24 protein-coding genes, 2 tRNA genes and 1 other RNA gene are annotated in these 26,203 nt (G+C 39.9%); 7 read left to right on the plus strand and 20 right to left on the minus strand.

Going from position 1 to position 26,203, the window contains the following annotated elements:
* The 5 genes from J690_RS22485 to J690_RS22505 all read right to left on the minus strand — a co-directional run.
* On the minus strand, positions 1-796 hold a 796-nt coding region (locus tag J690_RS22485; protein WP_050688070.1), incomplete at its 3' end, for an elongation factor Tu.
* A 95-nt stretch (positions 797-891) separates the two neighbouring features.
* Positions 892-3,030 (minus strand): elongation factor G, encoded by a 2,139-nt coding sequence (gene fusA / locus J690_RS22490; protein WP_002120436.1) that lies wholly within the window; start codon positions 3,028-3,030, stop codon positions 892-894.
* A 177-nt stretch (positions 3,031-3,207) separates the two neighbouring features.
* Positions 3,208-3,678 carry a 30S ribosomal protein S7 gene (rpsG, locus tag J690_RS22495; RefSeq protein ID WP_001138055.1) on the minus strand — a complete coding sequence of 157 codons (471 nt, stop codon included), beginning with the start codon at positions 3,676-3,678 and terminating at the stop codon, positions 3,208-3,210.
* A gap of 160 nt (positions 3,679-3,838) precedes the next feature.
* Positions 3,839-4,213 carry a 30S ribosomal protein S12 gene (rpsL, locus tag J690_RS22500; protein WP_002050319.1) on the minus strand — a complete coding sequence of 125 codons (375 nt, stop codon included), beginning with the start codon at positions 4,211-4,213 and terminating at the stop codon, positions 3,839-3,841.
* Between the two features lie 200 nt (positions 4,214-4,413).
* On the minus strand, positions 4,414-5,733 hold the full coding sequence (locus tag J690_RS22505; RefSeq protein WP_032038577.1) for an EcsC family protein: 1,320 nt from the start codon (positions 5,731-5,733) through the stop codon (positions 4,414-4,416).
* A 300-nt stretch (positions 5,734-6,033) separates the two neighbouring features.
* On the opposite strand from J690_RS22505, the gene J690_RS22510 reads away from it, so the two are divergent.
* From J690_RS22510 to J690_RS22530, 5 genes are all read left to right on the plus strand, one after another.
* Positions 6,034-7,263, plus strand: coding sequence for a beta-ketoacyl synthase N-terminal-like domain-containing protein (locus tag J690_RS22510; RefSeq protein WP_014205967.1), 1,230 nt, complete (start codon positions 6,034-6,036; stop codon positions 7,261-7,263).
* A gap of 18 nt (positions 7,264-7,281) precedes the next feature.
* Positions 7,282-7,734, plus strand: a complete 453-nt coding sequence (gene hemJ / locus J690_RS22515) for a protoporphyrinogen oxidase HemJ (RefSeq protein ID WP_002120291.1) — start codon at positions 7,282-7,284, stop codon at positions 7,732-7,734.
* Positions 7,735-7,891: 157 nt separating this feature from the next.
* Entirely contained in the window at positions 7,892-8,452 is a 561-nt protein-coding gene (locus J690_RS22520; RefSeq protein ID WP_032038579.1) for a hypothetical protein, read from the plus strand.
* A 385-nt stretch (positions 8,453-8,837) separates the two neighbouring features.
* Positions 8,838-10,463 (plus strand): NAD+ synthase, encoded by a 1,626-nt coding sequence (locus J690_RS22525; RefSeq protein WP_032038581.1) that lies wholly within the window; start codon positions 8,838-8,840, stop codon positions 10,461-10,463.
* A complete protein-coding gene (locus tag J690_RS22530) occupies positions 10,456-11,484 on the plus strand; it encodes a hypothetical protein (protein WP_032038583.1) in 1,029 nt (342 codons plus the stop codon). Before J690_RS22525 ends, J690_RS22530 begins: the two co-directional genes overlap by 8 nt.
* Positions 11,485-11,527: 43 nt before the next feature.
* Here the strand turns inward: J690_RS22530 and J690_RS22535 are convergent.
* The 7 genes from J690_RS22535 to J690_RS22565 form a co-directional block, all read right to left on the minus strand.
* A tRNA-Met gene (locus J690_RS22535) sits at positions 11,528-11,604 on the minus strand.
* A gap of 157 nt (positions 11,605-11,761) precedes the next feature.
* Complete coding sequence (gene cntB / locus J690_RS22540; RefSeq protein WP_032038586.1) at positions 11,762-12,718, minus strand: carnitine monooxygenase, reductase subunit CntB; 957 nt, start codon at positions 12,716-12,718, stop codon at positions 11,762-11,764.
* Between the two features lie 47 nt (positions 12,719-12,765).
* On the minus strand, positions 12,766-14,217 hold the full coding sequence (locus J690_RS22545; RefSeq protein ID WP_032038588.1) for an NAD-dependent succinate-semialdehyde dehydrogenase: 1,452 nt from the start codon (positions 14,215-14,217) through the stop codon (positions 12,766-12,768).
* A 63-nt stretch (positions 14,218-14,280) separates the two neighbouring features.
* A complete protein-coding gene (cntA, locus tag J690_RS22550) occupies positions 14,281-15,396 on the minus strand; it encodes a carnitine monooxygenase subunit alpha (RefSeq protein WP_002120432.1) in 1,116 nt (371 codons plus the stop codon).
* A 42-nt stretch (positions 15,397-15,438) separates the two neighbouring features.
* Entirely contained in the window at positions 15,439-16,413 is a 975-nt protein-coding gene (locus J690_RS22555) for an alpha/beta hydrolase (protein WP_032038590.1), read from the minus strand.
* 11 nt (positions 16,414-16,424) lie between these two features.
* The gene (locus tag J690_RS22560) at positions 16,425-18,077 is read right to left on the minus strand and encodes a BCCT family carnitine transporter (RefSeq protein ID WP_080631146.1); all 1,653 of its coding nucleotides are present in this window, start codon (positions 18,075-18,077) and stop codon (positions 16,425-16,427) included.
* Positions 18,078-18,097: 20 nt separating this feature from the next.
* Positions 18,098-19,210 (minus strand): tartrate dehydrogenase, encoded by a 1,113-nt coding sequence (locus J690_RS22565; RefSeq protein ID WP_032038592.1) that lies wholly within the window; start codon positions 19,208-19,210, stop codon positions 18,098-18,100.
* A gap of 103 nt (positions 19,211-19,313) precedes the next feature.
* Here J690_RS22565 and J690_RS22570 point away from each other — a divergent pair, with 103 nt between their 5' ends.
* Positions 19,314-20,294 carry a LysR family transcriptional regulator gene (locus J690_RS22570; RefSeq protein ID WP_032038593.1) on the plus strand — a complete coding sequence of 327 codons (981 nt, stop codon included), beginning with the start codon at positions 19,314-19,316 and terminating at the stop codon, positions 20,292-20,294.
* 54 nt (positions 20,295-20,348) lie between these two features.
* On the opposite strand, the gene J690_RS22575 is transcribed toward J690_RS22570, so the two are convergent.
* From J690_RS22575 to coaD, 5 genes are all read right to left on the minus strand, one after another.
* A complete protein-coding gene (locus J690_RS22575; RefSeq protein ID WP_032038595.1) occupies positions 20,349-21,533 on the minus strand; it encodes a porin in 1,185 nt (394 codons plus the stop codon).
* A 148-nt stretch (positions 21,534-21,681) separates the two neighbouring features.
* Positions 21,682-21,758: transfer RNA gene (locus J690_RS22580), tRNA-Met, on the minus strand.
* 64 nt (positions 21,759-21,822) lie between these two features.
* Positions 21,823-22,178, minus strand: an RNA gene (rnpB, locus tag J690_RS22670) — RNase P RNA component class A.
* 27 nt (positions 22,179-22,205) lie between these two features.
* The gene (locus J690_RS0104810; protein ID WP_005070936.1) at positions 22,206-22,469 is read right to left on the minus strand and encodes a YfhL family 4Fe-4S dicluster ferredoxin; all 264 of its coding nucleotides are present in this window, start codon (positions 22,467-22,469) and stop codon (positions 22,206-22,208) included.
* Between the two features lies 1 nt (position 22,470).
* Positions 22,471-22,962, minus strand: a complete 492-nt coding sequence (gene coaD / locus J690_RS22585) for a pantetheine-phosphate adenylyltransferase (protein WP_005070938.1) — start codon at positions 22,960-22,962, stop codon at positions 22,471-22,473.
* A gap of 134 nt (positions 22,963-23,096) precedes the next feature.
* Between coaD and smpB the strand changes: the two genes are divergently transcribed.
* The gene (smpB, locus tag J690_RS22590; protein WP_002120348.1) at positions 23,097-23,573 is read left to right on the plus strand and encodes an SsrA-binding protein SmpB; all 477 of its coding nucleotides are present in this window, start codon (positions 23,097-23,099) and stop codon (positions 23,571-23,573) included.
* A 48-nt stretch (positions 23,574-23,621) separates the two neighbouring features.
* Here smpB and J690_RS22595 read toward each other — a convergent pair whose 3' ends face one another.
* The 3 genes from J690_RS22595 to rluD all read right to left on the minus strand — a co-directional run bounded on the left by J690_RS22595 (position 23,622) and on the right by rluD (position 26,164).
* A complete protein-coding gene (locus J690_RS22595; RefSeq protein ID WP_032038597.1) occupies positions 23,622-24,173 on the minus strand; it encodes a flavodoxin family protein in 552 nt (183 codons plus the stop codon).
* A gap of 190 nt (positions 24,174-24,363) precedes the next feature.
* Positions 24,364-25,101 (minus strand): peptidoglycan editing factor PgeF, encoded by a 738-nt coding sequence (pgeF, locus tag J690_RS22600; protein ID WP_032038598.1) that lies wholly within the window; start codon positions 25,099-25,101, stop codon positions 24,364-24,366.
* 10 nt (positions 25,102-25,111) lie between these two features.
* Positions 25,112-26,164 (minus strand): 23S rRNA pseudouridine(1911/1915/1917) synthase RluD, encoded by a 1,053-nt coding sequence (gene rluD / locus J690_RS22605; RefSeq protein WP_032038599.1) that lies wholly within the window; start codon positions 26,162-26,164, stop codon positions 25,112-25,114.
* Between the last annotated feature and the right edge of the window lie 39 nt (positions 26,165-26,203).

Raw genomic sequence — 26,203 nt, forward strand, 5'->3', positions numbered from 1 at the left:
TACGGAACATTTCTACGCCAGTTACAGTTGTTTTAACTGTATCTTTAATACCAACGATCTCTACTTCTTCACCAACTTTAACGATACCAGCTTCTACACGGCCTGTTACTACAGTACCACGACCAGAAATTGAGAATACGTCTTCGATTGGCATTAAGAATGCTTTGTCGATAGCACGTTCTGGTTCTGGGATGTAAGAGTCAAGCGCTTCAACAAGAGCAAGAACTGAAGACTCACCATATTGACCGGCATCGCCTTCCAACGCTTTAAGCGCAGAACCACGGATAACTGGAGTGTCATCACCTGGGAAGTCATAAGTAGAAAGAAGTTCACGAACTTCCATTTCTACTAATTCAAGTAATTCTTCATCATCAACAAGGTCACACTTGTTTAAGAATACGATGATGTAAGGTACACCAACCTGACGAGAAAGAAGGATGTGTTCACGAGTTTGTGGCATTGGACCGTCAGTCGCAGCACACACAAGGATCGCGCCGTCCATCTGAGCAGCACCAGTAATCATGTTTTTAACGTAATCGGCGTGGCCCGGGCAGTCAACGTGCGCGTAGTGACGAATTGGAGAATCGTATTCTACGTGTGAAGTATTAATTGTAATACCACGTGCTTTTTCTTCAGGTGCTGAGTCGATTTGTGAGTAATCTTTCGCTTCACCGCCGTAAGTTTTTGCACAAATTGTTGCAATCGCAGCAGTTAAAGTTGTTTTACCATGGTCAACGTGACCGATTGTGCCCACGTTTACGTGTGGCTTATTACGTTCAAACTTGGCTTTAGCCATGATGATCTTCCTTTATAAACTACTCATGGAGGGTCACCCCATGAGCACTTGGTTTTTAACTAAGAAATTAGTTTGGGCTTATAGTAATCGAAAGATTACTCGTCGTCACCTTTTTTACCGCCAGCTTGGAATTTAGCGATGATGCCTTCTGCCACGTTACGTGGAGTTTCAGCATATTTAGCAAATTCCATAGAGTAAGTCGCACGACCTTGAGACATAGAACGCATTTGAGTCGCGTAACCAAACATCTCAGCAAGAGGAACTTCTGCACGAATTGCTTTTGTTCCACCAGGAAGATCGTCCATACCTTGAACCATACCACGACGACGGTTTAAGTCACCCATGATATCGCCCATGTAGTCTTCTGGAGTTTCTACTTCAACTTTCATGATAGGTTCAAGAAGGATAGGATCCGCTTTCATGAAACCATCACGGAAGGCATAAGAACCTGCCATTTTGAACGATAATTCGTCAGAGTCGACGTCATGGTAAGAACCGTCGAATAATGTCGCTTTAATACCAACAACAGGGTAACCAGCCAATACACCATTCTTCATACGTTCTTGAATACCTTTGTCAACCGCGCCAAAGAATTCTTTAGGTACTACACCACCAACAACTTCTTCAACGAATTGGTATTCTTTACCAGCTTCTTCAACATCAAGCGGTTCAAGACGTACATATACGTGACCAAACTTACCTTTACCACCAGTTTGACGTACGAACTTACCTTCTTGTTCAACAGACTTTTTGATCGTTTCACGGTAAGCAACCATTGGTTTACCAATGTTAGCTTCAACACCGAATTCACGCTTCATACGGTCAACAATGATGTCAAGGTGAAGTTCACCCATACCAGCAATAATTGTTTGACCAGATTCTTCGTCTGTACGAACACGGAACGATGGATCTTCTTTAGCCAAACGACCTAAAGCGATAGACATTTTTTCTTGGTCTGCTTTAGTTTTTGGTTCAACAGCCAATGAAATTACTGGCTCTGGGAATTCCATACGCTCAAGAGTAATGATGTTTTTCTCATCACATAATGTATCACCAGTTGTAACGTCTTTAAGACCTACACACGCTGCGATATCACCTGCACGGATTTCATCAAGATCTTGACGTTCGTTCGCATGCATTTGCACGATACGACCGATACGTTCACGCTTAGCTTTAACTGGGTTATAAACCGGATCACCTTGTTTAAGAACACCAGAGTAAACACGTACGAATGTTAAGTTACCTACAAATTTGTCATTCATAATTTTGAACGCAAGCGCAGAGAACGGAGCTTCGTCAGATGCTTCACGAGACGCTTTAGTTTCGTCTTTGTCGTCAAGGATACCTTCGATCGCTTTAACTTCTGTAGGTGATGGTAAGAATTCAATTACAGCATCCAACATACGTTGAACACCTTTGTTCTTGAACGCAGAACCACAAAGCATTACTTGAATTTCAGAAGCTAATGTACGAGCACGTAAACCAGCGATGATGTCTTCTTTAGAAAGATCACCTTCTTCTAGGTACTTGTCCATTAATTCTTCAGAAGCTTCAGCCGCAGCTTCAACCATTTTTGTACGCCATTCGTTAGACGTATCAACTAGGTCAGCTGGGATATCAGCATATTCAAACTTCATACCTTGAGATGCTTCATCCCAGATAATCGCTTTCATTTCGATAAGGTCAACAACACCCTGGAATGTATCTTCAGCACCAATTGGCACAACGATAGGAACAGGATTACCACCTAAACGAGTTTTAACTTGCTCAACAGCACGGAAGAAGTTTGCACCAGTACGGTCCATCTTGTTCACGAATGCTAAACGAGGCACTTTATATTTGTTCGCTTGACGCCATACAGTTTCAGACTGAGGTTGTACACCACCTACAGCACAGTAAACCATGCACGCACCGTCAAGAACACGCATAGAACGTTCAACTTCGATTGTGAAGTCTACGTGTCCCGGGGTGTCAATTACGTTGATACGGTGTTGTTCGAATTGGTTACCCATACCAGACCAGAAACAAGTCGTAGCAGCAGAGGTAATTGTAATACCACGCTCTTGCTCTTGTTCCATCCAGTCCATTGTTGCTGCACCGTCGTGTACTTCACCAATTTTGTGAGATACACCTGTGTAGAACAAAATACGTTCAGTTGTAGTTGTTTTACCTGCGTCAATGTGCGCAGAAATACCGATGTTACGGTAACGAGTAATTGGGGTTTGGCGAGCCATGATGTCTACATTCCTAAATGTTATATTTAAAACAGGACGCACCAATTAAATTGATGCGCGCGAATATCCAAACAGGCAACTTAAATACCTGCAAAGCCCCCACTTTGATAGAGAGCAATGTTGAATCGAGCTGCTGTACGCATGAATATTCTCCTGAATAAGGCCTGTTTTATCCGCTTAGAAACGGTAGTGAGAGAAGGCTTTGTTAGCTTCAGCCATACGGTGCACATCTTCACGTTTTTTGATTGCTGCACCTTTACCTTCAGCTGCATCAAGCAACTCACCAGCAAGACGTAAAGCCATCGTTTTTTCAGAACGCTTAGCAGCAGCATCTACTAACCAACGCATAGCTAAGGCAGTACGACGGGATGGGCGTACTTCCATAGGTACTTGATAAGTAGCACCACCAACACGGCGTGCTTTTACTTCAACCATAGGACGAACTTTTTCAAGAGTAGTCTCGAAAAATTCAACTGGGTCTACTTTGTTTTTTTCTTGAACGCGTTCTAAAGCACCGTAAACGATACTTTCTGCAATAGATTTTTTACCATCTTGCATTACGTGGTTCATGAATTTAGCGATTGTTTGGCTGCTAAATTTTGGATCTGGAAGGATCTCACGAGCAGCGACTACGCGACGTCTTGGCATTTTAATACACCTAATAATATGACACTTCAGGATGATCCAGCAGTTTGTACAAGTGTCATGTACACGACGCTGGCCTTACTATACGTCGCTTGAATTACAAATCTATGAAGAATTCAAACAAGCGAAACGCTAAAGGGCTTATTCGACTAGTTTCCTAGAATTACTTCTTAGGACGCTTAGTACCGTATTTAGAACGTGATTGATTACGATCTTTAACACCAGCACAGTCTAATGAACCACGAACGGTATGGTAACGTACACCCGGTAAGTCTTTAACACGACCACCACGGATAAGAACAACACTGTGCTCTTGTAAGTTATGGCCTTCACCACCGATGTAGCTAGATACTTCAAAACCTGAAGTTAAGCGAACACGGCAAACCTTACGCATAGCTGAGTTAGGTTTTTTAGGTGTAGTTGTATAAACACGTGTACAAACACCACGACGTTGTGGACAAGCCTTCAACGCAGGAACTTTGGATTTTTCAACCAAAGTCGTACGACCCTTACGGATCAACTGATTCGTTGTTGCCATATGGCAATTCTCCCGTTATTAAAAAACCTTAAAAAGAAAATACCTCTTTTTAAGGGCACATAATTGTAAGCCAAGATGCAAAAATGGTCAACACGGCAATACTTACCAAATGTTGACCATATCAATGTTTGACAGCACGATTTACAAATTTAAATAGAGGTTATTTCTACTTTTTAAACCTTCACTTTGTAAGCGTATTGTTAAGAGTATTTTTTATCTTCTAATATCTCGTCATCATCCTCCGGAGTTAGAGCAGGCTTTTGTTCAGTATGCTCATGTTCTGTCACATGTTTGTCAGCAAGTTTTTCTAAGCCCTTATGAACATTTTCCTGAACTTTCTCTTCACTTTTTTCGCTTTCTGTAGGTTTTAACACAATAGATACTTTCGAGATTACCTCGTGATTTTCTACTTTATGATGATGAGCAGCATGAATATTGCCATCTTCGCCTACATTTAAAAGTCTTGGGCTTGCTTTTTGAATGAGTGTAACCGCAGCATAATAAGCCTGTAGTGGAGATAAATGCTCACTTGGATGTTCGTTTAAATAATGTCTTGCAGCTCCAAAAATTGCCTGAGCTTTATGTCCTACATCTTCTTGTAATTTCCAGCTATATACTGCACTTAAAACAGCGCCTGCAACTGGAGTAAACTTACCAAAAGCTGAAAGTTTAGGAGTACGATTTAACCATTCCCATTTAAACTCCCCTTCTTCATCTGTTAACCAGTTCTTTAAAGTATCTATATCTGTGGTTGAACCTAATACTTGCTGAAATTGATGAATATCTTGAGTTTCCAACATATTTCGCAATGTTTTTAAAGCCAACAAGAGAGTTTGTTTCTCTGCAATCAGGCTAATGTCAACTTCTTTAAAAATAAACTCAACAACATCTTGGTCTGCTACCTCCAGCAGATCAAAGCCATGTGACCTTCCTGTCTGGTAAATAGTTCTTAAGACCAAAACCAATGATACTGGAATATCTACAGCTGCACCAACGACGCCTGATACACCTGTAATTGCACCTTGTACAGTCGCAATGAGCTTGTTTTGTTCTATAAGCGCCTGACTTAGACGTTGAGAACGACCTGTATCTTTAGTTAATTCAAATAAATCTTTAGCACCCGCTTCTTCTAGGATTTTTTCAGTTAAGGTACTTTTTGAACTAAAGTCATTTAACCAATTAAATAAATGGCCTGAGATTTTTTCATCCCAATCTGGCGAAAGAAATGTAGCAACACCATTTACTTTTTTAAAATGTCGACCAAATACCTGACGTGTGACTTTTGGTAAATGTTCTCTTAGCATTTGTTGAGGACTTTCATATTGCTCAACCTCAAATGGGCTTTTTGTTCTCGATCTACCTTCAACAGTTTTTCCAGTTGGGATTGGTTCAATTACCTTACTGACGTCACCTGATTGGTTCTGTTGCAAGATACTCAATCCTGTAGAACTGAGCTTTTTAGCCACTCCGAAGACCTGAGAAAACAAATTGTCAGATTGATTATTATTAAATTTTGTCATCAAGTACCTCGATTTTTTAATTTATCTAATTAGAGATAAATACTAGGTGGAATGTGGATTTATCTCAACTTGAATGTGTGTATTTTAGTTAACCCCAAATGCAACATACTATGTATTTGGTTATTTTTTTTAAATGTAAAATTGTCATAAAGATTTGCCATAAGAAATAAAAATCCTTTCTGCTATCATGTTAACAACGAAAAACATGAGTCCCGTTTTCTTACAGCTATATTCTCCTATTCATTTTCATAGCTGTTGAACACGATAGACTCTTAAATATCACCATAAAGGGACCTGTAGATGAAACGTGTTGTAATCACTGGTATGGGTATTAACTCATGTATCGGTAACTCTTTAGAAGCAGTTACTCATTCACTTCAAAATGGAATCTCCGGGACACGTTTTAACCCAACTTATGCTGAACTCAATTTTAAAAGTCATGTCAGCGCTGCTGCAGAACAAGACTTTGATAATATCGACCGTAAATTAAAACGCTTCATGGGCGTATGTGCGATGTATGCATACAACGCTGCTGTAGCTGCAGTTGAACATGCAGGCCTTACTCCTGAACAACTTGCTGGTAATCCACGTTATGGTATTGCAGGTGGTTCAGGTGGTGGCTCAACTGCTTCTGTTGTTGAAATGACAGAATTATTAGAGACTAAAGGCGCACGTAAAGTGGGTCCATTCTTTGTACCACGTAACATGTCAAACACCATTACTGCAAACGTAGGTGTTGCATTTAAGCTACAAGGTATTTCACATACTATTACAAGTGCTTGCGCAACTTCTGCAGATGCAATTGGTTATGCGTACAACTTAATTCAACTTGGCAAACAAGACCTTATGCTTGCTGGTGGCGGTGAAGAAGATCACTGGTCTCAAAGTTTATTGTTTGATGCAATGGGCGCACTTTGCTCGAAATATAACGACACTCCAGAAACAGCATCTCGCCCATATTCAGCAGACCGTGACGGCTTCGTTATTGCTGGCGGTGGTGGTTTCGTAGTACTTGAATCACTTGAGCACGCGCAAGCACGTGGTGCGAACATTTTAGCTGAAGTAGTAGGTTATGCTGCGAACAGTGATGGCGCGGACATGGTTGCTCCAAGTGGTGAAGGTGCTACACGTTGTGTATTAATGGCACTTGAAGAAGCTAAGCAACATGGCGTAGAGAAAATTGACTATGTAAATACACATGGTACTTCTACTCCAGCTGGTGACATTACAGAACTTAAAGCAATGGAACGTGCATTTGGTGAAGGTAACGTACCTCCTCTTAGCTCAACCAAATCTATGACAGGTCATAGCTTGGGTGCAGCTGGTGTACAGGAGGCTATTTACTCTGTGCTAATGATGCAAAATGACTTTATTGCACCAAACATCAACGTGACTGAACTTGATGAAGGCGCAAAACCTTTCGATATCGTACTTGAAAAACGTGATGCAAAATTGAATACTGTAATGAGTAACAGTTTTGGCTTTGGCGGTGTTAACGCTTGCCTTATTTTCAAGAAGTGGGATGCATAATCCCACCTAGGATTATCGATGGATGCACCTTCTGATGCTTTTTTGTGGGTAAAAGCATTACATATTATTGCCGTGGTTTGCTGGTTCGCTGCTTTGTTCTACTTACCACGTCTATATGTTTATCATGCTATGAGTGAAGATGCTGCAAGTCATCAACGCTTTGAGGTAATGGAACGCAAGTTGTATCGTGGAATTATGTGGCCTTCGATGATTGCTACATTAATTACCGCCCATTTCCTTGTAGAGTGGGGTGATGCAACTCGACATTACCATCAAGCGACTTGGTTTTACCTCAAAGTTGGATTAGTGGCTTTATTAGTGATTTATCATTTGGTATGTGGCTATTATCGTAAAAAGCTCATCGGAAATGCTCACTATAAATCACATAAGTTCTGGCGCTTTTTTAATGAAATGCCAACCTTAATTTTATTTGCTGTTGTGATTTTAGTTGTTGTAAAGCCTCAGTTCTAACTGGGGCTTTTGCTTTTCTTCTCTAAGAAGTCTTATATTCACAATAATAAAAACATGAAATTCATTTAAATATTTATAAAAACAGAACTATAAAACTAATGAATAGTCATAGCTCTTTATTTAGCAACACATGATCTATACTATGCTAAAGAAATAGATGAACTCATTTAATGGCAAAGCTATGCTAACTTTTAATGCCCTTAAACGCTTAATCCATACACCATTTATTCTTCTTATACTTTTTATTTTCCGTCACTTAAAAAACTATCCGATTAGACATTTGACTGCTCAAGAAAAAATATTAGCGCAAATGGTTTTCGGTGACATGCTTGATTGCGAACGGCCTAAAATTATTGCTACGCGCTACCTCCCTTGGCAGAGTTGCGGTATTTTTATGGCCCCCAATGGGAATATTTATGTCAATCCTGCTGATTACAGCGAAGATTACGCTCTAGAGTCTAAGTTTATGCAGGGTATTTTTATTCACGAACTCACCCACGTCATGCAATATCAAAAAGGCATTCATATACTACTTAAAGGCGCTTTATTACAATCAGCCTATTACCTCAGCTTTAAAAGTTACAATCCCTACAAATATACCTACCACCCTGACAAGGCATTTAGTACGTATAATATTGAACAGCAAGGCGAAATTGCGCGCGATATTTGCTCTGGAAAAATCCCAAATATTATCTGTTCACCTCAACTTCATTTGTAACTAAATAATCAATCTCGCTTTGAACGTAACATTTTTTGCGTAATGTAAATGAGAATTCTTATAAATCAGAAATACTTATCTAAACTATAAAATTGCGCTTATTCAATTCAAATTATTGAAAAAAATAGAACAGACTTATTCCAAATTAGCTTGTGATAAGGCAGTATACAAACAATAAAAATAATGAAGCCTGTTTCTATTCTATACAGAAAATCTCGTTATTTTTACGCAGAAAATATGGGATTGGTATATATTATTGATCTTGACATTTTTGTTTACTATTTTAATTGTTTACTATCGTATCATACACATCGTTGAAAAATTATATCCATAAAAATCAACACTGTGTGTATCTATATTCGTTATGATCTAGGATTAGGTTTGAATGAAAAGTTTTAAAGTTGCCCTTGCTCAGTTTTCTCCGCATATTGGCAATATTGACTCAAACACCCAAAAGATGATTGAGCAAGTAAATCAGGCGAAAAAACAAGACGCTGACCTGATTATTTTTCCCGAGCTTTCTGTTATTGGTTATCCAGCTGAAGATCTATTGTTACGTCCAAATTTAAATAAACGTATGCAAAAGGCTTTTGCACAACTTGCCGAAGTTAAAGATATTGTTATGGTTTTCGGATTTGTGAACCAGACAGAAGATGGTCAACGTTACAATTCTGCTGCTGTCATGAAAGACGGTCAAGTTTTGGGTGTTTTTAATAAACATAATTTACCAAACTATGGCGTCTTTGATGAAAAACGTTATTTCCAAAAAGGCCATCAGCATTTGGTGTTTGAATATCTTGGGCATAAGTTTGGTGTATTAATTTGTGAAGATATCTGGTCAATTAATACGGTCAAACAGTTGAGTCAATTAAATGTTGATACTGCTCTTGTACTCAACTCATCACCATATGAAGTTGGCAAACCACAACACCGTATACAGACCTTAAGTGAACTTGCAAAACAACTTCATCTAAATATTGTTTACGTTAACCAAGTGGGCGGACAAGACGATTTAATTTTTGATGGTACAAGTTTTGTCAGCAATCAAAATGGTGAAATTGCTTTACAAGCAGCAAGCTTTAAAGAAGACATTTATATTGCTGAATTTGACCGTGATACAAAGTTATTTAAAGTCACTGAATCTGCTCCTGCATTAGAAACATTTGCAGAAATCTATCAAGGTTTAGTCATGGCAACTCGTGACTATGTAGAGCGCTCAGGCTTCCCAGGTGTGATTCTGGGTCTTTCTGGTGGTATCGACTCTGCCCTTACACTTGCGATTGCTGTGGATGCAATCGGTGCAGAAAAAGTGCAAGCTGTAATGATGCCTTATACTTACACTTCTCAAATTAGTGTAGAAGATGCGGCTGAACAAGCTCGCCGTAAGGGGGTGACTTTTGGTATTGCTGAAATTCACTCAATCGTAAATAGCTTCATGCAAACCCTGTATCCTTTCTTTGGTAATTCACCAGCTGATGCAACTGAAGAAAATTTACAAGCGCGTGCTCGTGGCACATTGCTTATGGGTTTATCAAACAAGTTTGGTAATTTAGTCCTTGCTACAGGAAATAAATCTGAACTGTCAGTTGGCTACTGTACACTTTATGGCGATATGGTTGGTGGCTTTGCGGTTCTAAAAGATGTTTATAAAACTATCGTGTTTGAATTAGCAAAATACCGTAATAGCTTAAGTGAAACTCCAGTTATTCCTGAGCGTGTGATTACCCGCCCACCTTCAGCAGAACTTCGCCCAGATCAAAAAGACCAAGACTCTTTACCAGCATATGATGTATTGGATGCCATCCTTTACGCATACATTGAAGAAGATTTAGGTCAGGCCGATATTATTGCCAAAGGTTTTGATAAAGAAGTTGTTGAAAAAGTCATCCGTTTAGTTGATCGTAATGAATACAAACGTCGTCAAGGTGCGATTGGCCCGAGAATTACCTCTCGTGCATTTAGTCGTGAACGACGTTATCCGATTGTCAACGGTTGGACAGCGAATGACTGAGCAGAAAAACTCATCAAAAACTACAGCACTTGCTCAAGCACTTTTGCTTGAGCAGGTGGAATTTTTCAAAAAACAATTATCTATAGAAAACTCACCTATTTATTTCCAGCAGTTCATTCAGTTATTTATGCAACATGCTGACGAAATCAAGCTACATGAAGTTGTTGATTTAGAGCAACTACAAGCCGTTGTGAAACGCTATGCTTTTGAAATGCAGCTAGGTGCCGGTTTACTTGAATTTATTGGGGAAATCGCGCAGCGTATTTATTTATCTGCTATGAAGTCTCCAATTCAGTTACAAGACTTGGTCTCTGACCACCAGTTTGAAATGTGGCTTTCTAAATTTTTAGAAATGGAGCATATTCCTCATTATCTCAATCAGTTTTTAAGAACTAGCCCTTCTGTACAACAGCTTTGCCAATATATTGCAACCTCAACTCTAGAACAAAAATTACCAAAACTTCTAACTGCCTCTAGAGTGGATGACTATCATTTTGAATGGCAACATAAACTCAAAAAATTTTCCTTTTTGCAGCAGCAACGTCTTGAGCATAAACTTGAAACCTGGATTGCCAGTTTTATTCACGAGCAACTTACAGAATTAAGTCTTTTATCGAGTGAAGATTTAGAAAGTCTAGTGCGTCATGTTTGGGAAGATATCAGACATAAAAAAATGTATGAGTTTATGAAACAACTCACTCCTCTCGATGTTGAAGAGTTCTTTGTTTTAATTTACGAATACTGGAAAGAATTACGTCAATCAGAATTTATGCAAGATCTGATTTTGTATGGTGTCGAAGTTTTTTATGACTTTTATAAAGATCAGAGTTTATTTGAAGTATTAAGTGAGATTGGATTAACCGAAAACGACTTACAAACAGAAGCTTTACGTTTTTATCCGAAGGTTATGGTTGCCTTTAATGAGCACGGTATTTTAGAACCTTTACTTCAAGCGCTTTTAGCTCCCTTTTATCAAAGCTCAAAAACACTCGATATGATTGAAAAACATTTTAATGAGTAAAAAATAGATAAAAAGAAACCACGCAGGAGCGTGGTTTTTAAAATGGTGGCTATGACGAGACTTGAACTTGTGACCCCCGCATTATGAGTGCGGTGCTCTAACCAACTGAGCTACATAGCCGTAAACTGTGTGCGCATTATCTATAGTTCTGTATAGCAGGTCAATAGGTAAAAACCCTTAATGCCCATCAATTGAACAAATAAGATTCAGATCATCATTATTTGTTCTTTTTTTAGCATTTTTTTGCTTTAAATAATTGATCGGCCACAGAAATATATTAAAGATCTAATATTAGTTTTTTACCTTTAGCTCTCGACACACAAATCATCATGCTCTTCTGTGAAGCCTTTTCTGCATCACTTAAGTATTGATCAAAGTGATCTGCTTCGCCTTCTAAAATAGCAGTTTCACATGTACCGCATACGCCTTCGCGACATAAGCATTCCACATCAATATTTAATGTTTCAATAGCTTGTAAAATCGTCTGATTACTTTGTACTTCAATTTCCTGATTAGACTTGGCTAGTACAACCGTAAATGCTTCCCCATCTTCAGGAACTGCTGAAGCGAATTGTTCCCAGTGAATGTACTCATCGCGGTAACGGTGCTTATTACAGCAATCAATCACAGCATCAATCATGGGTTTCGGCCCACAAACATACACATGTGTGCCTTTAGGTTGTGATGAAATCAATTCATCCAGCTTTAATGAGCAACCTTCTGAGTCAACATAATTAAACACATGTTCTGCATGTTTCTGCTTTAACTCATCTAACAAAGCCGCATGTTCAGGTGAGCGGTAAGCATAATGTAGCTCAAAATCTGCACCACGTGCTGCAAGCTCGTCCATTTGAGGCAAGAATGGTGTAATACCAATTCCACCTGCAATTAAAATATGTTTATTGCCTGTTTCAGCTAATGGAAATAAATTTTTTGGTTCTGAAATCTGAATTTCACAGCCTTCATTACACTGATCATGCATAAACACTGAACCACCCTTACCTTCCACATCTTTACGAACACAGACTTGGTAAGTTGATAAATCTTGCGTACAGCTCATCAATGAATATGCATTTGAAAGCTGTTCATTCATTTTGACAATAATATGGCTTCCCCCACTAAATCGAGGAAAGTTCTGCCCATCTTGACGTTTGAACGTAAACCGTTTGATTAAAGGGGTTAGCTGTTCCACACGAGTAACAACCGCTGGGAACATTTCATAATGACTCGCCATATTAGAATCCTTCTTTTACCGCATATTTTTGTTGTTAGCGCTTATCCTTAAAGCCCTAAACACATGTATTTAATGGTCATGAATTCTTCAAGACCATATTTTGAGCCTTCACGCCCAACACCTGATTGTTTCACACCACCAAATGGTACAACTTCATTTGAAATTGCTGTGGCATTCATACCGACCATTCCATATTCAAGCTGTTCTGACACTCGCCATAAACGTGAAATATTTTCGCTATAAACATACGCAGCCAAACCGAAGATCGTGTCATTTGCTTGAGAAACGACGTCTGCTTCATCTGTAAAGTGAATAAGCGGCGCAACTGGACCAAAAATTTCTTCTTGGACAATTTCCATTGTACGGTCAACGTTCGTTAGAACTGACGGCTCATAAAAGGTTTGCCCTAAAACATGCTGTTTACCACCGCAAGCAATTTTAGCGCCTTTGCTCACTGCATCATCAATCAACTGCTGTGCTTTCAAAACTGCTTTTTCATTAATTAATGGACCAATTTGCACACCATCTTCAAGTCCATTACCGACTTTAAACTTTTGTACTTCTTGTACAAACTTCTCGGCAAAAGCTTGATAAATATTGTCGTGTACATAAATGCGGTTAGCACAAACACAGGTCTGGCCTGCATTACGGAACTTGGCAAAAATCGCGCCTTGTACAGCTTTATCTAAATCGGCATCGTCAAACACAATCAGAGGCGCATTACCACCTAACTCAAGCGCCAATTTTTTAATGGTGCTTGAACACTGCTGCATCAGTAGGCGTCCTACTGGAGTTGAGCCAGTAAACGTCAATTTCTTCACTTTTTCATGCGAAGTAAATACAGAACCAATTTCTTGAGATTTACCGGTAACAACATTAATTACACCAGCTGGAATACCTGCTTTTTCGGCAAGTTTCGCAATCGCTAAAGCACAGTAAGGTGTTTCATTTGCTGGCTTAATCACTATCGTACATCCAGCTGCTAAAGCTGGTGCTGCTTTACGCGTAATCATAGCAATTGGGAAATTCCACGGCGTAATAGCAGCCACAACCCCCACAGGTTCTTTACTAATAATAAAGCGCTGCTGGTTATTTACGGTTGGAATCACATCACCATAAATACGCTTGCCTTCTTCGGCAAACCATTGAATAAAGGATGCAGCATAACGCACTTCACCTTTTGCTTCTGCCAAAGGCTTTCCTTGTTCAATAGTCATAATGAGAGCAAGTTCATCGGTATGATCGAGAACCAGTTTGTACCAAGCCAATAAAATATCTGCACGGTTTTGGGCAGTTAAAGCTTTCCAGCTTTGCAAAGCCGTATAAGCAGCCTCAACTGCTTGAGTCGCCTCAGCCGCTCCCATATTTGGAATTGTGCCAATTTCTTCGCCTGTTGCAGGGTTAGTTACCGGAACCGCCGCATTCGACTGTGCAGCTAACCATTGTCCGTTAATATAGGCTTGTTGCTGAAATAATTCAGTACTTTGTAAACTCGACATATCATCTTCCTAATTGAAGAGTCAGGTGTAAGTCATCTTTACACCTGAATAAATCCATTTGTTTTATTTGTGATGCTGCGCCACTAAATGTTGGAAGTAAGCAATACCATGTTCACTAATTCCTGAACGTTGCTTATCAGTCATAATACGGCCTTGGCCTCGATAACCACGTGATTTCAAACCACGTTGTACACTTTCTACCAAGTTCAAATCTTCAGGACGGAATACATTGCGATACCACTCAATCAAATCTTTCTGATCTTGAGTGAGCTCTTCGTTCGTGAAGTAAATATCGTAATGCTGCAAAGTCGTTTCTGCATCTACTGGAAACTCATAGATCACCGTCATGAAATTGCTGCCCGGTGGTACGTTGAACATCGTGCAAGGCCAAGTCCAGAAACCATGAAACTCAGGATCTGTTACTGATGGATCAAGCTTAAATGACTTCTCAGATGAGCGAGCAAAGCCATATTGCAATGTCCAGTTCTGATGTGTGGTATGCCAATATTTATCAACTTGTACGGAGTCAGCAAAACCAGGATGCGCTGGTCCACAGTGATAACACTCTAGATAGTTATCAACAATCACTTTCCAGTTTGCTGGAGTTTCTGTCACAAAACGTGCCGCCAGTTTCAAATCTTTAATTACGCTACATGCTTGATTTAAACGCTCAGCAAATTCCGGAAGTTGGTCTTCTACACAAGTCGCATTTTCATCCATATTAATGAAAACAAATCCTGCATATTCCTCAACTTTTAAAGGCACCATGCTTGAGTTTTCTTTATCGAAAGATTCAACGTGGTCACAGTTACGTGCCAAAGCTAAGCTACCATCTAGCTTAAAAGTCCAAGCATGATATGGGCAAGTAATTACATTTTTTGCTTTACCACTGCCACTTAAAAGCTCGTGACCACGGTGCGGACACACATTATAAAACGCACGTAAAACACTATCTTTACCACGAATGATGACAATATTTTCACCAATTACTTTACGGGTAATATAGTCATTCGGTTGTGCCAATTCACTGCCATGTGCAACACAAATCCAGCTTTTAGCAAAGATTGCTTCTTTCTCATGCTCAAATACTTGCGATGAAGTGTAGAAAACTTTAGGGAAAGTCCATGCAACATCTGGGTTTGCGCAAAAATCTTCAGGTAATTTTTCAACTGCACTCATGTTATTACTCCATTAAATTCTTTTCGTCCAAATGACTCGATATTAAATTGATGTCTTTTCGACACTGCCAAACATGCGGCGTATCGCACTCAGCATGTTTTGATATAACTGTTGAACTTCAGGACAATCACGCATGAGACGTAAACTGCCATGTAATAAACCTTTACCTAAATGAAACTCGTTAGGGATGCCTGCTTGTTGCAATTTTTGGGTAAGGAAATAACCGTCATCACTTAAAGGGTCATACTCTGCAACTGTGACAAAACTTGCAGGCATATCTGAAAAATCCATTGCCAATAAAGGTGCTAGACGTACATCCTGCCAATCTTGTGGATTAGGTGCATATTCCTTTAAATAAAAATGCATATCTTCCGTTGTGAGTAACGGCGCATGGGCATGCTTTTGTGCAGCTGGTGTATCAAGTGCTGTAGTTAAACACGGATAAACCAAAGCTAGACCTTGAGCTTGCATACCACTATGCTGTAGATGCACTGCAAGGGCTGCTGCTAAGTTACCGCCTGCGCTATCGCCTGCTAGAACGATATTTTCGCTATCAATCTGCCAGTCAGAACCATGTTGTTTAAGCCATTGATAAACTGCTAAACAATCTTCAAAAGCTGCTGGAAAATGATGCTCTGGTGCCATGCGGTAATCCACACTAATGACAACTGTATTTAAGTCCTGACACAAATAACTGGTAATAAACTCATGTGAATCGAGGCCACCCATCATCCAACCACCACCATGTAAATACAACACACATGGCCAACTAGCTTCAGGTCGTTTAGTTTTTGGTGAATAGATGCGAACAGGTACTGAATGCTCTGCATTTGCAACAACTCTATCTTCGACTTCAATCTTGCCATCACGAGGCAAAGTATAGTGTCGACACATTGCGTCATATGCTGCACGAACTGAGTCAATATCTGCATCTGCTGGTGAATAAATGCTGCTCCAGTACACAAGGCTTTGCATTTCTTCACTTAAGGCATACGTAGTCTGTTCACTTGTAGTCATTACCGTTCCCTCTAGCTGGTTTTTCTGTCCAGTTTGATTGAGCTTGCAAGCTCAAGCTGCATCCGTTTTGCATGTTCATCTTGAGACTGGTTTAAACCAATTTCTGCATCATCATAACCTTGTTGTTCAATCAAATGTGATGGGACTTTGGCATAATCCTGTATGAGCCATTTCACTAAGCCATAGGTCTGAATCAGAATAATCACGATGAATGGTAAAGCCGTCACAATTGTTGCTGTTTTCATTGTGTCTAAAGGTGCCTTACTAAAGATCATGGCAATCGGAACCAAAGTCAGCATGACACACCAGAACAGACGGGCATTTGGCGATGGATCTTGCCCTTCACTTAAACCGCGTGTACATGTTGCTGAAACCGCATATCCAACCGCATCCATATGTGCTGCCAAGAACACCACCATAATGCCGAGGAAAATCCACATCATCAGCTTTCCAGCAGGTAATAGGCTGAGCAATTGACCAATTGCAACCTCACCACCCTGTTGGCTTAAGATTTGCGGTACATTTACAGCCCCATGAATAAAGCTATAAACACTGTAGTTTTCAAACACACCAAAGATAAACCAAAGACCAACACTGCCGCCAATCACCATGGCAAAGATCACTTCTTTAATAGTACGGCCTTTAGAAACACGCGTTACAAAGAGTGCCACACCCGGTGCATATGAAATCCACCATAACCAGTAGAAAACAGTCCATTCACGAGTAAACTTGCCGTCACCCATTGGGTCGGTAAACAAACTCATATCAACAAAGTTGGTAGCCATTAACCCGAAACTCATTAATGAATTATTCAAAATGAATTGAGTTGGACCAAAGCAAAGTACATAAATTGCAAATAGCACCACGCCTAAACACACCATGTGACTTAAACGTTGCATGCCCTTATCCATACCTACATACGAACTGAGTGCAAATAGAACCGAAACACCCAAAATAATGATGACTTTGGTCATAAAGGTATTTGGGATACCTGTGAGCTGAGACAAAATATTGGTAAATGTCACGGCAGTGAGTACAAGCGAAATCGTTAATGCACCAAACATGCAAAGCAAGAACATTAAGTCGACTAAACGCCCAACCACACCTGTTGATTTAAAGCCTGTTACCGCTTCAATCACTGAAGCCAAACTTAAGCCTTTGTTTTTTCTAACATGGTAGCTGTAGCACAAAGAAATTGATGCCAAAGCATAAATTGCCCATGCACTTAAACCTGAGTGAAAAAACGAGTAAGCCACGCTATATTTCAATGCTTCTGCTGACTCAGGCGGTAAGCTCAAACCCGGAGTTTGATAATAGTAAGCCCAGTCCAAAAAGCCCCAGTACAATGTAGAAGACCCGATACCCGACAAGATGAACATAAAAATCCATGACATCGTGGTGTATTGAGGCTTTCCTTCACCTAGTTTGATTTTGCCGTATTTACTAAAAGCTAGACCAAAAGTAAAAATAATGGCTAAAAAAGCAAACAGTAATACTGGGGTGGTAAATACCGATGTCGTCCACTGCATCCATGTTGCAGCGATCTTGATCGACTCTTGCGAATAAATCGCCAAACCAGCAACTGAAATAAATACAAACAGTAAACTGGTTACGGCAAGAACTTTATCCGTATAAATTTTTGTGTTTTGATTATCCATATCCATACATCCATTTTTGGATGGCGTTATTCCATAGCGAACACGTCCATTTTAATTTGGGCTACACACGATGCAATTGCATCTCCTACCTCATAAGTTTTTGCCTGACCGCCGATATCGGCTGTCTTTGGCCCATTAATTAATACATTCTCAATCGCCTGCATAATGTCCTGACCTGCTTGAATGCAACGTTCGTCTTCTTCGCCAAAGAATTCGAACATCATGGCACCTGACCAAATCGCAGCGATTGGGTTGGCAATTTGTTTACCGTAAATATCTGGTGCTGAACCATGTACAGGTTCAAACAATGATGGGAATTTTCTTTCTGGGTTTAAATTTGCCGAAGCAGCCAAACCAATAGTTCCTGTACATGCAGGGCCTAAATCGGAAAGAATGTCGCCAAATAAATTCGATGCAACAACCACATCAAAGCGTTCGGGTTGTAAAACAAAACGAGCTGCTAAAATATCAACGTGCTGTTTATCGGCCTGAATTTGTGGATATTGTTTTGCCATCGCATCAACGCGTTCATCCCAATACGGCATGCTAACGGCAATACCATTTGACTTGGTCGCTGCGGTAATTTTTTTCGCATCTCGCTGATTTGCAAACTCAAATGCATAACGCAAAATGCGATCTACGCCATGACGTGTAAATACAGCTTCTTGAAGCACAAACTCTCGATCTGTTCCTTCAAAAGCTTTACCACCAATGGCTGAGTATTCCCCTTCACTGTTTTCACGAACCACGTAAAAATCGATGTCGCCCGTTTTTTTACCTACCAATGGACATTTCACACCCGGCATTAAGCGCACTGGACGTAAATTCACATATTGGTCAAAACCACGACGGAACTGGAGCAGCGAACCCCAAAGCGAAATATGGTCAGGCACTTTATCTGGCCAGCCTACAGCACCAAAGTAGATTGCATCGTAGCCCTGTAAAGTTTCAAACCAATCATCGGGCATCATTTTGCCGTGCTCAAGGTAGTAATCACAGCTTGCCCAATTGAATGCATCTAGCTGAAGCTCAATGCCATGCTTTTCTGCTGCTGCCTTTACAACCTTAATGCCTTCTGGTAGAACTTCTAAACCAATGCCATCGCCTGCAATCGTGGCAACTTTATATCTTTTTGCCATAAGCTTCCTTCACACCTTCGACTAATATCCTTGTATGGCTTAAACATGATGTTTTAAGCAAAAATGATCAACAACAGAACTATCACTCCAATGGACACGGATCGTGAACAATCTACCTAACCTATCGGATTTAAAGGTTTTTTGCACAGTCGCCAAACTAAAAAGTTTTGTCGAATCTGCTGAGGAACTTGGGACATCGCCAGCTTTTATTAGCAAGCGAATTAATATTTTAGAAAACACCTTAAGCTGCAAACTTTTTCATCGCAGCACACGTCATGTTAGCCTGACAGAAGATGGCAAACTCATTCTTGAGAGAGTTTCAAATATTCTTGAAGAATTTGATGAAGTCTGTGAACTAGTGAACAACCCGCTGAGTACACCTACCGGTCGTATGGATATTATTAGTAGCTTTGGTTTTGGCAGAAAGCATATTGCACCAATTCTGTCTAAATTAATGATGCTTTATCCAAAGCTCCAAATTCATTTTGACACCATCGACAATACCAAAGACCTGATTCAACACAGTATTGATTTGGATATTAGAATTGGTAATGAAATTGCACCAAATATGATTGCGAAGAAGTTAGCTTCCAATTTTCGGATTTTATGTGCGGCGCCGAGTTATTTACTTAAACACGGCGTACCAGACAGCATTGAAGATTTGCAAACACATGATTGTTTGACAATTAGTGAACGCGATCAATCATCTGTGTTATGGAAATTTAGGCATGCTTCTGAAGATGTCTCAGTGCATATCAAACCACGTTTTGTTTCGAATAACGGCGAAATTATTCATCAACTTGCCATAGAAGGCCACGGGATTATTTTCCGATCAATTTGGGATGTTGCAGATGAATTAATTACAGGTCAACTCCAACACATTTTGCCCAAATATTGGCAAGATGCAGATGTTTGGGCAGTTTATCCATCACGACTCAAAAGCTCATCTAAATTACAAACCTGCATTTTGTTCATTCAAAATGAATTACTTAATCGATTGCAACATGTACAAAACTTAAGCCGAGGACAACTCATTTCACCCGCAGTCAAACGTGAACCTCCGCCTGAAAAAGTCTTTCTATGAAAAAAAGCCCTAAGTGAGGCTTATTCACTTAGGGCAATCGTTTACTTTTAAATTTTAGAAATAATATCCAATTGAAAGATAAAACAGTTTATCCCAGTCATTACTGCTGCCTTGTGCAAGGCCATTTGCCCCACCACCTACCATTGGGTCATTCTTACTCATAATATATTCACCCTGAATACCAATGACTTTGTAATTAAAATAAACCCCTGCAATTAAGCGTTCAGAGTCTTTATAACCATTCTCATCTTTAAAGAAGCGGCTATGAGAGATATAAGGTTTAATATTTTCAAGTTTGTGAAATGGCTGAGCAAAGGTATAGTTAATTTCATTGACTAGATATTTGCCTTTGTTAGCGACTTGATACGGGTAATCAAATGCTCCAATGGTTGAGCTATTTGGCAATAAATTATCACCATTGGTGACATCTTGCTTACCTACTAAGAACATCCATTGCCATGCTTGATATTGCGTTTGAGCAAATACATTCCATGACTTGCGGTGTCCATCTTCGTCTGTTCTTTTATTTTCTAAATCAGAATACCAAACTGAACCACCTAACTCGGTCGAAAATTTTTGAGCTTTATCAAGCTCAAATTTTCTAGAGGCCCGCGCGATCCACATATTTTTTTCTTCAATGTTGGTTCCTACCGTCAAGTCATCAGCTTCAACGAAATTACCGCTGTATCTACTTGAGTCTTTTGACGTTCCCTTATAGTTTCCTCCATCAGTTGGATAGAAACCTAAGGTCAAATTGTATTTATCATCTGCAAATTTATATTTAATCCCCAGATTATCAATATCTTCTAAACCAACGGTATTTAAAAGCGTTTCGTAATAACTACTTCCCCAAAATTCACCAAAGCCAAAATCAACGGGTTGCAACCCTGCCGTGATTCTCTGCTGATCAGATAATTTATAACCTACCCAAGCTTTTTTTAGAAAAATCGCATCACACAAGCGATCATATTGATAACAACGAGCATCTGCCCCTGCAATCCAATCTGGATTTTCATAACCTAGCACTAATTTAATATCAGTTAATCGCCAGTCATCATTTTGAGAACCTTCATTTGCATCAACCACATAATCTTTATGCAAATAACGAGAACGTACTGCGCCAGAAACTTTAAATTGTCCCGATTCCAAAGTTGGATCTCCCCAACTTAAATCAGCCGCAGAAGCCTCTACTCCCGCCGTTAAGCTTAAAATTCCTAAAAATAATAATGACCTTTTCATGTCTTCAACATCCTTGTTAAGTGTTATAAGAACATGAAGAAATTGATCTAGACAAGCAATGCCATAACTATAAAGTCGGTCTTTACAAACTGTGTTTAATCAAAAAATGAGCATAAAAAAAGACCACGCAGGAGCGTGGTCTATAAAATGGTGGCTATGACGAGACTTGAACTTGTGACCCCCGCATTATGAGTGCGGTGCTCTAACCAACTGAGCTACATAGCCGAAAACTGTGCGCGCATTATCTTAACTTCTTTAACGCACGTCAAGAAAAATTTTAAATAAAATGAGGTGAAGTGAGCCTATAAGCCGGGTTCTGTCGAGGATGGTCATTCCTCTAGGCGTACAATCACTCATACGCTCAAGCGACCTACCCGAATCCAGTACGGGCCGTACCTCAGGATTCCTATTTGGTCTTGCTTCTGGTGGGGTTTACCATGCCGTGAACTGTTACCAGACACGCGGTGCGCTCTTACCGCACCCTTTCACCCTTACCTCACGAATGAGGCGGTCTACTCTCTGCTGCACTTTCCGTCGGCTTTCACCGCCCAGGCGTTACCTGGCACCCTGCCCTATGAAGCCCGGACTTTCCTCCCCTGCTTCAGTCACGAAGACCTCCACAGCAGCGACCATCCAGCTCACTTCAGGGGCGCATATTAACAAATTTATTTACTAATTGCTTGTGCTTTTTTGAGCAATTAATTTTTTATATTTGTCGAATAGCTCATCTTCCGTCTCCACATGCTGCGGATCTTTAGGAATACAGTCCACTGGACAAAATAACTGACATTGCGGCTGGTCATGATGACCAACGCATTCAGTGCATAAATCTGGATGAATTTCATAAATCACTTCACCCATGAAAATAGCTTCATTTGGGCAAACTGGTTCACAAACATCACAGTTTATGCATTCATCGGTGATATATAACGACACTTTACCAACCTTGTTGATGTTTACGTTCAAAGGCCTCAACCACAGCTTGCGGAACAAACTTGGTTACATCCCCTTTTAAACGAGCAATTTCCCGAATTAATGTCGAAGAAATAAATGAATACTGCTCAGATGGTGTTAAAAATACTGCTTCAAAATGTGGGTCAAGTTGACGGTTCATATTGGCAAGTTGAAATTCATATTCAAAATCAGAAACTGCTCTTAAACCACGAAGTACTGCTGTTGCCTTTTGCTCTTTGAAAAAATTAACCAGTAGACCATCAAAGCCTACAAATTCAACATTTGATAAATGGCTGAGTGATGTTTGGGCCAGTTCAACTCTCTCTTCTAGACTGAACAAAGGGTTTTTATGATGTCCAATTGCAATTGCTACTACAACCTCATCAAACATTCTTGATGCTCTAGTAACTAAATCAACGTGTCCATTCGTGATGGGGTCAAATGTTCCAGGATAAATTACACGCGTTTTAGACATCCGCTAGTACTCTAATTGTATTGTGAACCTATTTTAGCAAAAGTTATACATGAGGCGAAATATTGACGTGCAGGAAAAACTTCACCTTAGCATCAGTTTACGGCACAATAGGCATAATTGTGGAAGTTTGAATTATGGCGAAAGCGACAGTAGTGAAAAAACATAATGGCGGAACCATCGCACAAAACAAACGTGCCCGCCATGATTATTTTATCGAAGAAAAATTTGAAGCTGGTATGTCTTTACTCGGCTGGGAAGTAAAGTCTTTACGTGCTGGTCGCATGAGTTTGACAGAAAGTTATGTCATTTTTAAGAATGGTGAAGCGTTTTTATTTGGTGCACAAATTCAACCGCTCCTTTCGGCGTCTACTCATGTAGTACCTGAAGCTACACGTACACGTAAATTATTATTATCACGCCGAGAACTAGAAAAGCTAACAGGTTCAGTGAACCAAAAAGGTTACTCATGTGTTCCTTTAGCATGTTATTGGAAAGGTCACTTGGTTAAACTTGAAATTGCTCTGGTGAAAGGTAAACAGCTTCACGACAAACGTGCGACTGAAAAAGATCGCGATTGGCAGCGTGATAAAGCTCGTATATTTCATAAGTAATTAAATAAAAAGCCTCTTTTTAGAGGCTTTTTTATATCGCGGAATTTATTAATTTAATCTATATAAGAGTCCAGCAATATATTCGCCAAACCATTTAGCTGTATCTAAATCACCTTGTGGAGGAGTAATTTCAACAGGTGCATTATCTGACTGTGTCATTAAACCTAAACAACTCGATAATCGGTTTAAATCTTTTTCACTATGCCCAGTCGTCATTAAAGGTAAACCTGACCAAAGCATGCCATGTTGCATCGCAAAAATATTTAATTGTTGTAATACCGCCAGTTTATCGCCACTCAACCCACCTGAGTTTGCAAATCCAGCTGCAAGCTTCCCTTGCCACAAACGCTCTTTCCAACGTTTAGAAGTACTGTCCATAAACTTTTTAAAGTCAGCCGTCATACTTCCCATATAGGTAGGTGAACCAAAAATAATACCATGCGATGCATCAAGTGCATCCCAATCAATATGTTCAATATTCATTAAATGTACTTTTATACCCATCACCTCTGCACCAGCAGCAATAGCGGAAGCTACCTTCGCGGTATGACCATATGGACTGTGGTAGACAATAGAGAGATGTTTTTCAGGCAAAGACATAAGTTTAAAATTTTGAGCGATTTTTTCTATTTTATCATTTTATTAACGCTTGCTAAACCTTCATCTATAAATATGAAATATAAGGCTTTCATTACCGCATACTATAGAAATATTTTCGAATTAAATAAAAAACTCTCTTATTTTTTAATGAATATAAAATAAGAGAGTCATTTAAGGCGGTGATCAAAACTTACATAAAAACAAACGTAGCCATACGTCCTGTCTTCGCATCACGACGATAAGAAAAATACTCTTCAACCTGTTGATAAGAGCATCGATCTCCGCCCAAGACTTGTTGCACACCTAGACTTTGCAAAATAAAGCGTGCAATGGCATATAAGTCTGCATGAAATTTATTTGGAGCCACGCCTTCAACAAAAGCTGTTTCCAACTCTGGATATTTATCACAAAAGGCAGCTTTTACTTCAGCCCCAATTTCAAAACAAGGTTGACTAATTGCAGCCCCTAACCATGCCCAAGTTGGAGGATTTTGCATAGCCGTAACTGTATTTTCAATAATGCCACCTGCTAAACCACGCCAACCGGCATGCAAATTAGCGACTTCGGTTCCTTCGGCATTTCCCAACACGACAGGTAAACAATCAGCCGTCATCATCATTAAAGCATGACCTTTTGTTTGGGTGACCAAACCATCGCCGATTAAAGCTTTAAAAGGAATTTGTTCATTTACAGTATGGCAAATCGTACTATGCGTTTGGGTCATCCATGTCATTTTTTTAACACCGAATTTCGCAAACTCATCTAACAATATCATTCGATGCTGTTGAACACGTTGTGCCTCATCTTTGACATGTAAAGCCAGATTAAAGCCAGATAACTCAACCTGACCTGTTGGCAATGCCAAAGGATGCTGAACACGTGTCTGCCCTACAAATACGCCTTGAGGTAAACCTTGAACAAATTCCATATGCACGTCCTTAATATGCAGCGTTTTCTGAACGTAACACATTCACTAAATGTGTGAAATCTTCAGGCCACGGCGCTTCAAATAGCATTTCTTCACCAGTACGAGGGTGTTTTAAGCCCAATTTAGCTGCGTGCAATGCCTGACGTTTAAAACCACGTAAAGTTTCAATGAGCAGCTCAGATGCACCAGCTGGCACACGCACACGGTTCATATAAACCTGATCACCAATTAAGCCATAACCAATGTAACTAAAATGCACACGGATCTGATGTGTTCGTCCTGTTTCAAGGCGGGCTTGTACACGGGTAAAATCTTTAAAACGTTCTTTTACATTGTAGTGAGTTACCGCATCTCGCCCACCCGGTAAAATTGCCATTTTTACACGGTCTACTGGATGACGTTTGATTGGTTCATCAATCGTACCGCCAGCAATAATATTTCCATAAACAACCAAATCATATACACGGTAAACCGTTTTATTCGCCAACTGTTTACTTAAAGAAAATTGGGCCTCTAGAGTTTTAGCAACCACCAGTAAACCGCTGGTATCTTTATCAATACGGTGTACTAAACCAGCACGCGAAAGTTCTGCCAATTTTGGGAAGTGGTAAAGTAAGGCATTCACTAAAGTTCCAGAGCTATTGCCTGCTCCTGGATGTACCACCATGCCTACCGGCTTATTAATAACTAAAATATCATCGTCTTCATAGACAATATTAAGTGGAATATTTTCAGGTTGACTCGTCGTCTGGGCTTCGAGCTCTACTTCGAGCGTAAGCAGCTCAGTTCCTTCACAACGGTGTTTAGGCTTGACAATGTTACCATTCACCAACAGATGGCCATCTTTCAACCATTGCTTGAGCTTTTCACGTGAAAACTCGCTCCATACCAAGGCTGCTACCTGATCGATACGTTGTCCCAGATAGGTTTCATCTAGCTGAACTTGCAACGATAAACGTGTTGCAGTTGTATCAGAAGTATGGTTATCTGCATCCTCAGAATCTTCAAGTAAATTGAAGTCGGTTTCAGAGAAGTTTGTGTTTGAAGATTGTGCTGAAGTCATTTGATCATTGAGATAAAAGTGGTTTAATAGCGCAATTGT

Source organism: Acinetobacter sp. 742879 (assembly GCF_000588535.1).
In the GTDB taxonomy this organism is placed as follows: domain Bacteria; phylum Pseudomonadota; class Gammaproteobacteria; order Pseudomonadales; family Moraxellaceae; genus Acinetobacter; species Acinetobacter pittii.

What these genes read in the sequence shown, in the direction of transcription:
- J690_RS22530 (WP_032038583.1), top strand. Translation starts at nt 10,456, where the DNA reads ATGACTGAGCAGAAAAACTCATCAAAAACTACAGCACTTGCTCAAGCA.
- J690_RS22565 (WP_032038592.1), bottom strand. Translation starts at nt 19,210, where the DNA reads ATGGCAAAAAGATATAAAGTTGCCACGATTGCAGGCGATGGCATTGGT.
- J690_RS22560 (WP_080631146.1), bottom strand. Translation starts at nt 18,077, where the DNA reads ATGGATATGGATAATCAAAACACAAAAATTTATACGGATAAAGTTCTT.
- rpsL (WP_002050319.1), bottom strand. Translation starts at nt 4,213, where the DNA reads ATGGCAACAACGAATCAGTTGATCCGTAAGGGTCGTACGACTTTGGTT.
- J690_RS22575 (WP_032038595.1), bottom strand. Translation starts at nt 21,533, where the DNA reads ATGAAAAGGTCATTATTATTTTTAGGAATTTTAAGCTTAACGGCGGGA.
- rluD (WP_032038599.1), bottom strand. Translation starts at nt 26,164, where the DNA reads ATGACTTCAGCACAATCTTCAAACACAAACTTCTCTGAAACCGACTTC.
- coaD (WP_005070938.1), bottom strand. Translation starts at nt 22,962, where the DNA reads ATGTCTAAAACGCGTGTAATTTATCCTGGAACATTTGACCCCATCACG.
- cntB (WP_032038586.1), bottom strand. Translation starts at nt 12,718, where the DNA reads ATGGCGAGTCATTATGAAATGTTCCCAGCGGTTGTTACTCGTGTGGAA.
- J690_RS22595 (WP_032038597.1), bottom strand. Translation starts at nt 24,173, where the DNA reads ATGTCTTTGCCTGAAAAACATCTCTCTATTGTCTACCACAGTCCATAT.
- J690_RS22525 (WP_032038581.1), top strand. Translation starts at nt 8,838, where the DNA reads ATGAAAAGTTTTAAAGTTGCCCTTGCTCAGTTTTCTCCGCATATTGGC.
- J690_RS22520 (WP_032038579.1), top strand. Translation starts at nt 7,892, where the DNA reads ATGAACTCATTTAATGGCAAAGCTATGCTAACTTTTAATGCCCTTAAA.
- J690_RS22545 (WP_032038588.1), bottom strand. Translation starts at nt 14,217, where the DNA reads ATGTCGAGTTTACAAAGTACTGAATTATTTCAGCAACAAGCCTATATT.
- hemJ (WP_002120291.1), top strand. Translation starts at nt 7,282, where the DNA reads ATGGATGCACCTTCTGATGCTTTTTTGTGGGTAAAAGCATTACATATT.
- fusA (WP_002120436.1), bottom strand. Translation starts at nt 3,030, where the DNA reads ATGGCTCGCCAAACCCCAATTACTCGTTACCGTAACATCGGTATTTCT.
- J690_RS22505 (WP_032038577.1), bottom strand. Translation starts at nt 5,733, where the DNA reads ATGACAAAATTTAATAATAATCAATCTGACAATTTGTTTTCTCAGGTC.
- smpB (WP_002120348.1), top strand. Translation starts at nt 23,097, where the DNA reads ATGGCGAAAGCGACAGTAGTGAAAAAACATAATGGCGGAACCATCGCA.
- J690_RS22510 (WP_014205967.1), top strand. Translation starts at nt 6,034, where the DNA reads ATGAAACGTGTTGTAATCACTGGTATGGGTATTAACTCATGTATCGGT.
- pgeF (WP_032038598.1), bottom strand. Translation starts at nt 25,101, where the DNA reads ATGGAATTTGTTCAAGGTTTACCTCAAGGCGTATTTGTAGGGCAGACA.
- J690_RS22555 (WP_032038590.1), bottom strand. Translation starts at nt 16,413, where the DNA reads ATGACTACAAGTGAACAGACTACGTATGCCTTAAGTGAAGAAATGCAA.
- rpsG (WP_001138055.1), bottom strand. Translation starts at nt 3,678, where the DNA reads ATGCCAAGACGTCGCGTAGTCGCTGCTCGTGAGATCCTTCCAGATCCA.
- cntA (WP_002120432.1), bottom strand. Translation starts at nt 15,396, where the DNA reads ATGAGTGCAGTTGAAAAATTACCTGAAGATTTTTGCGCAAACCCAGAT.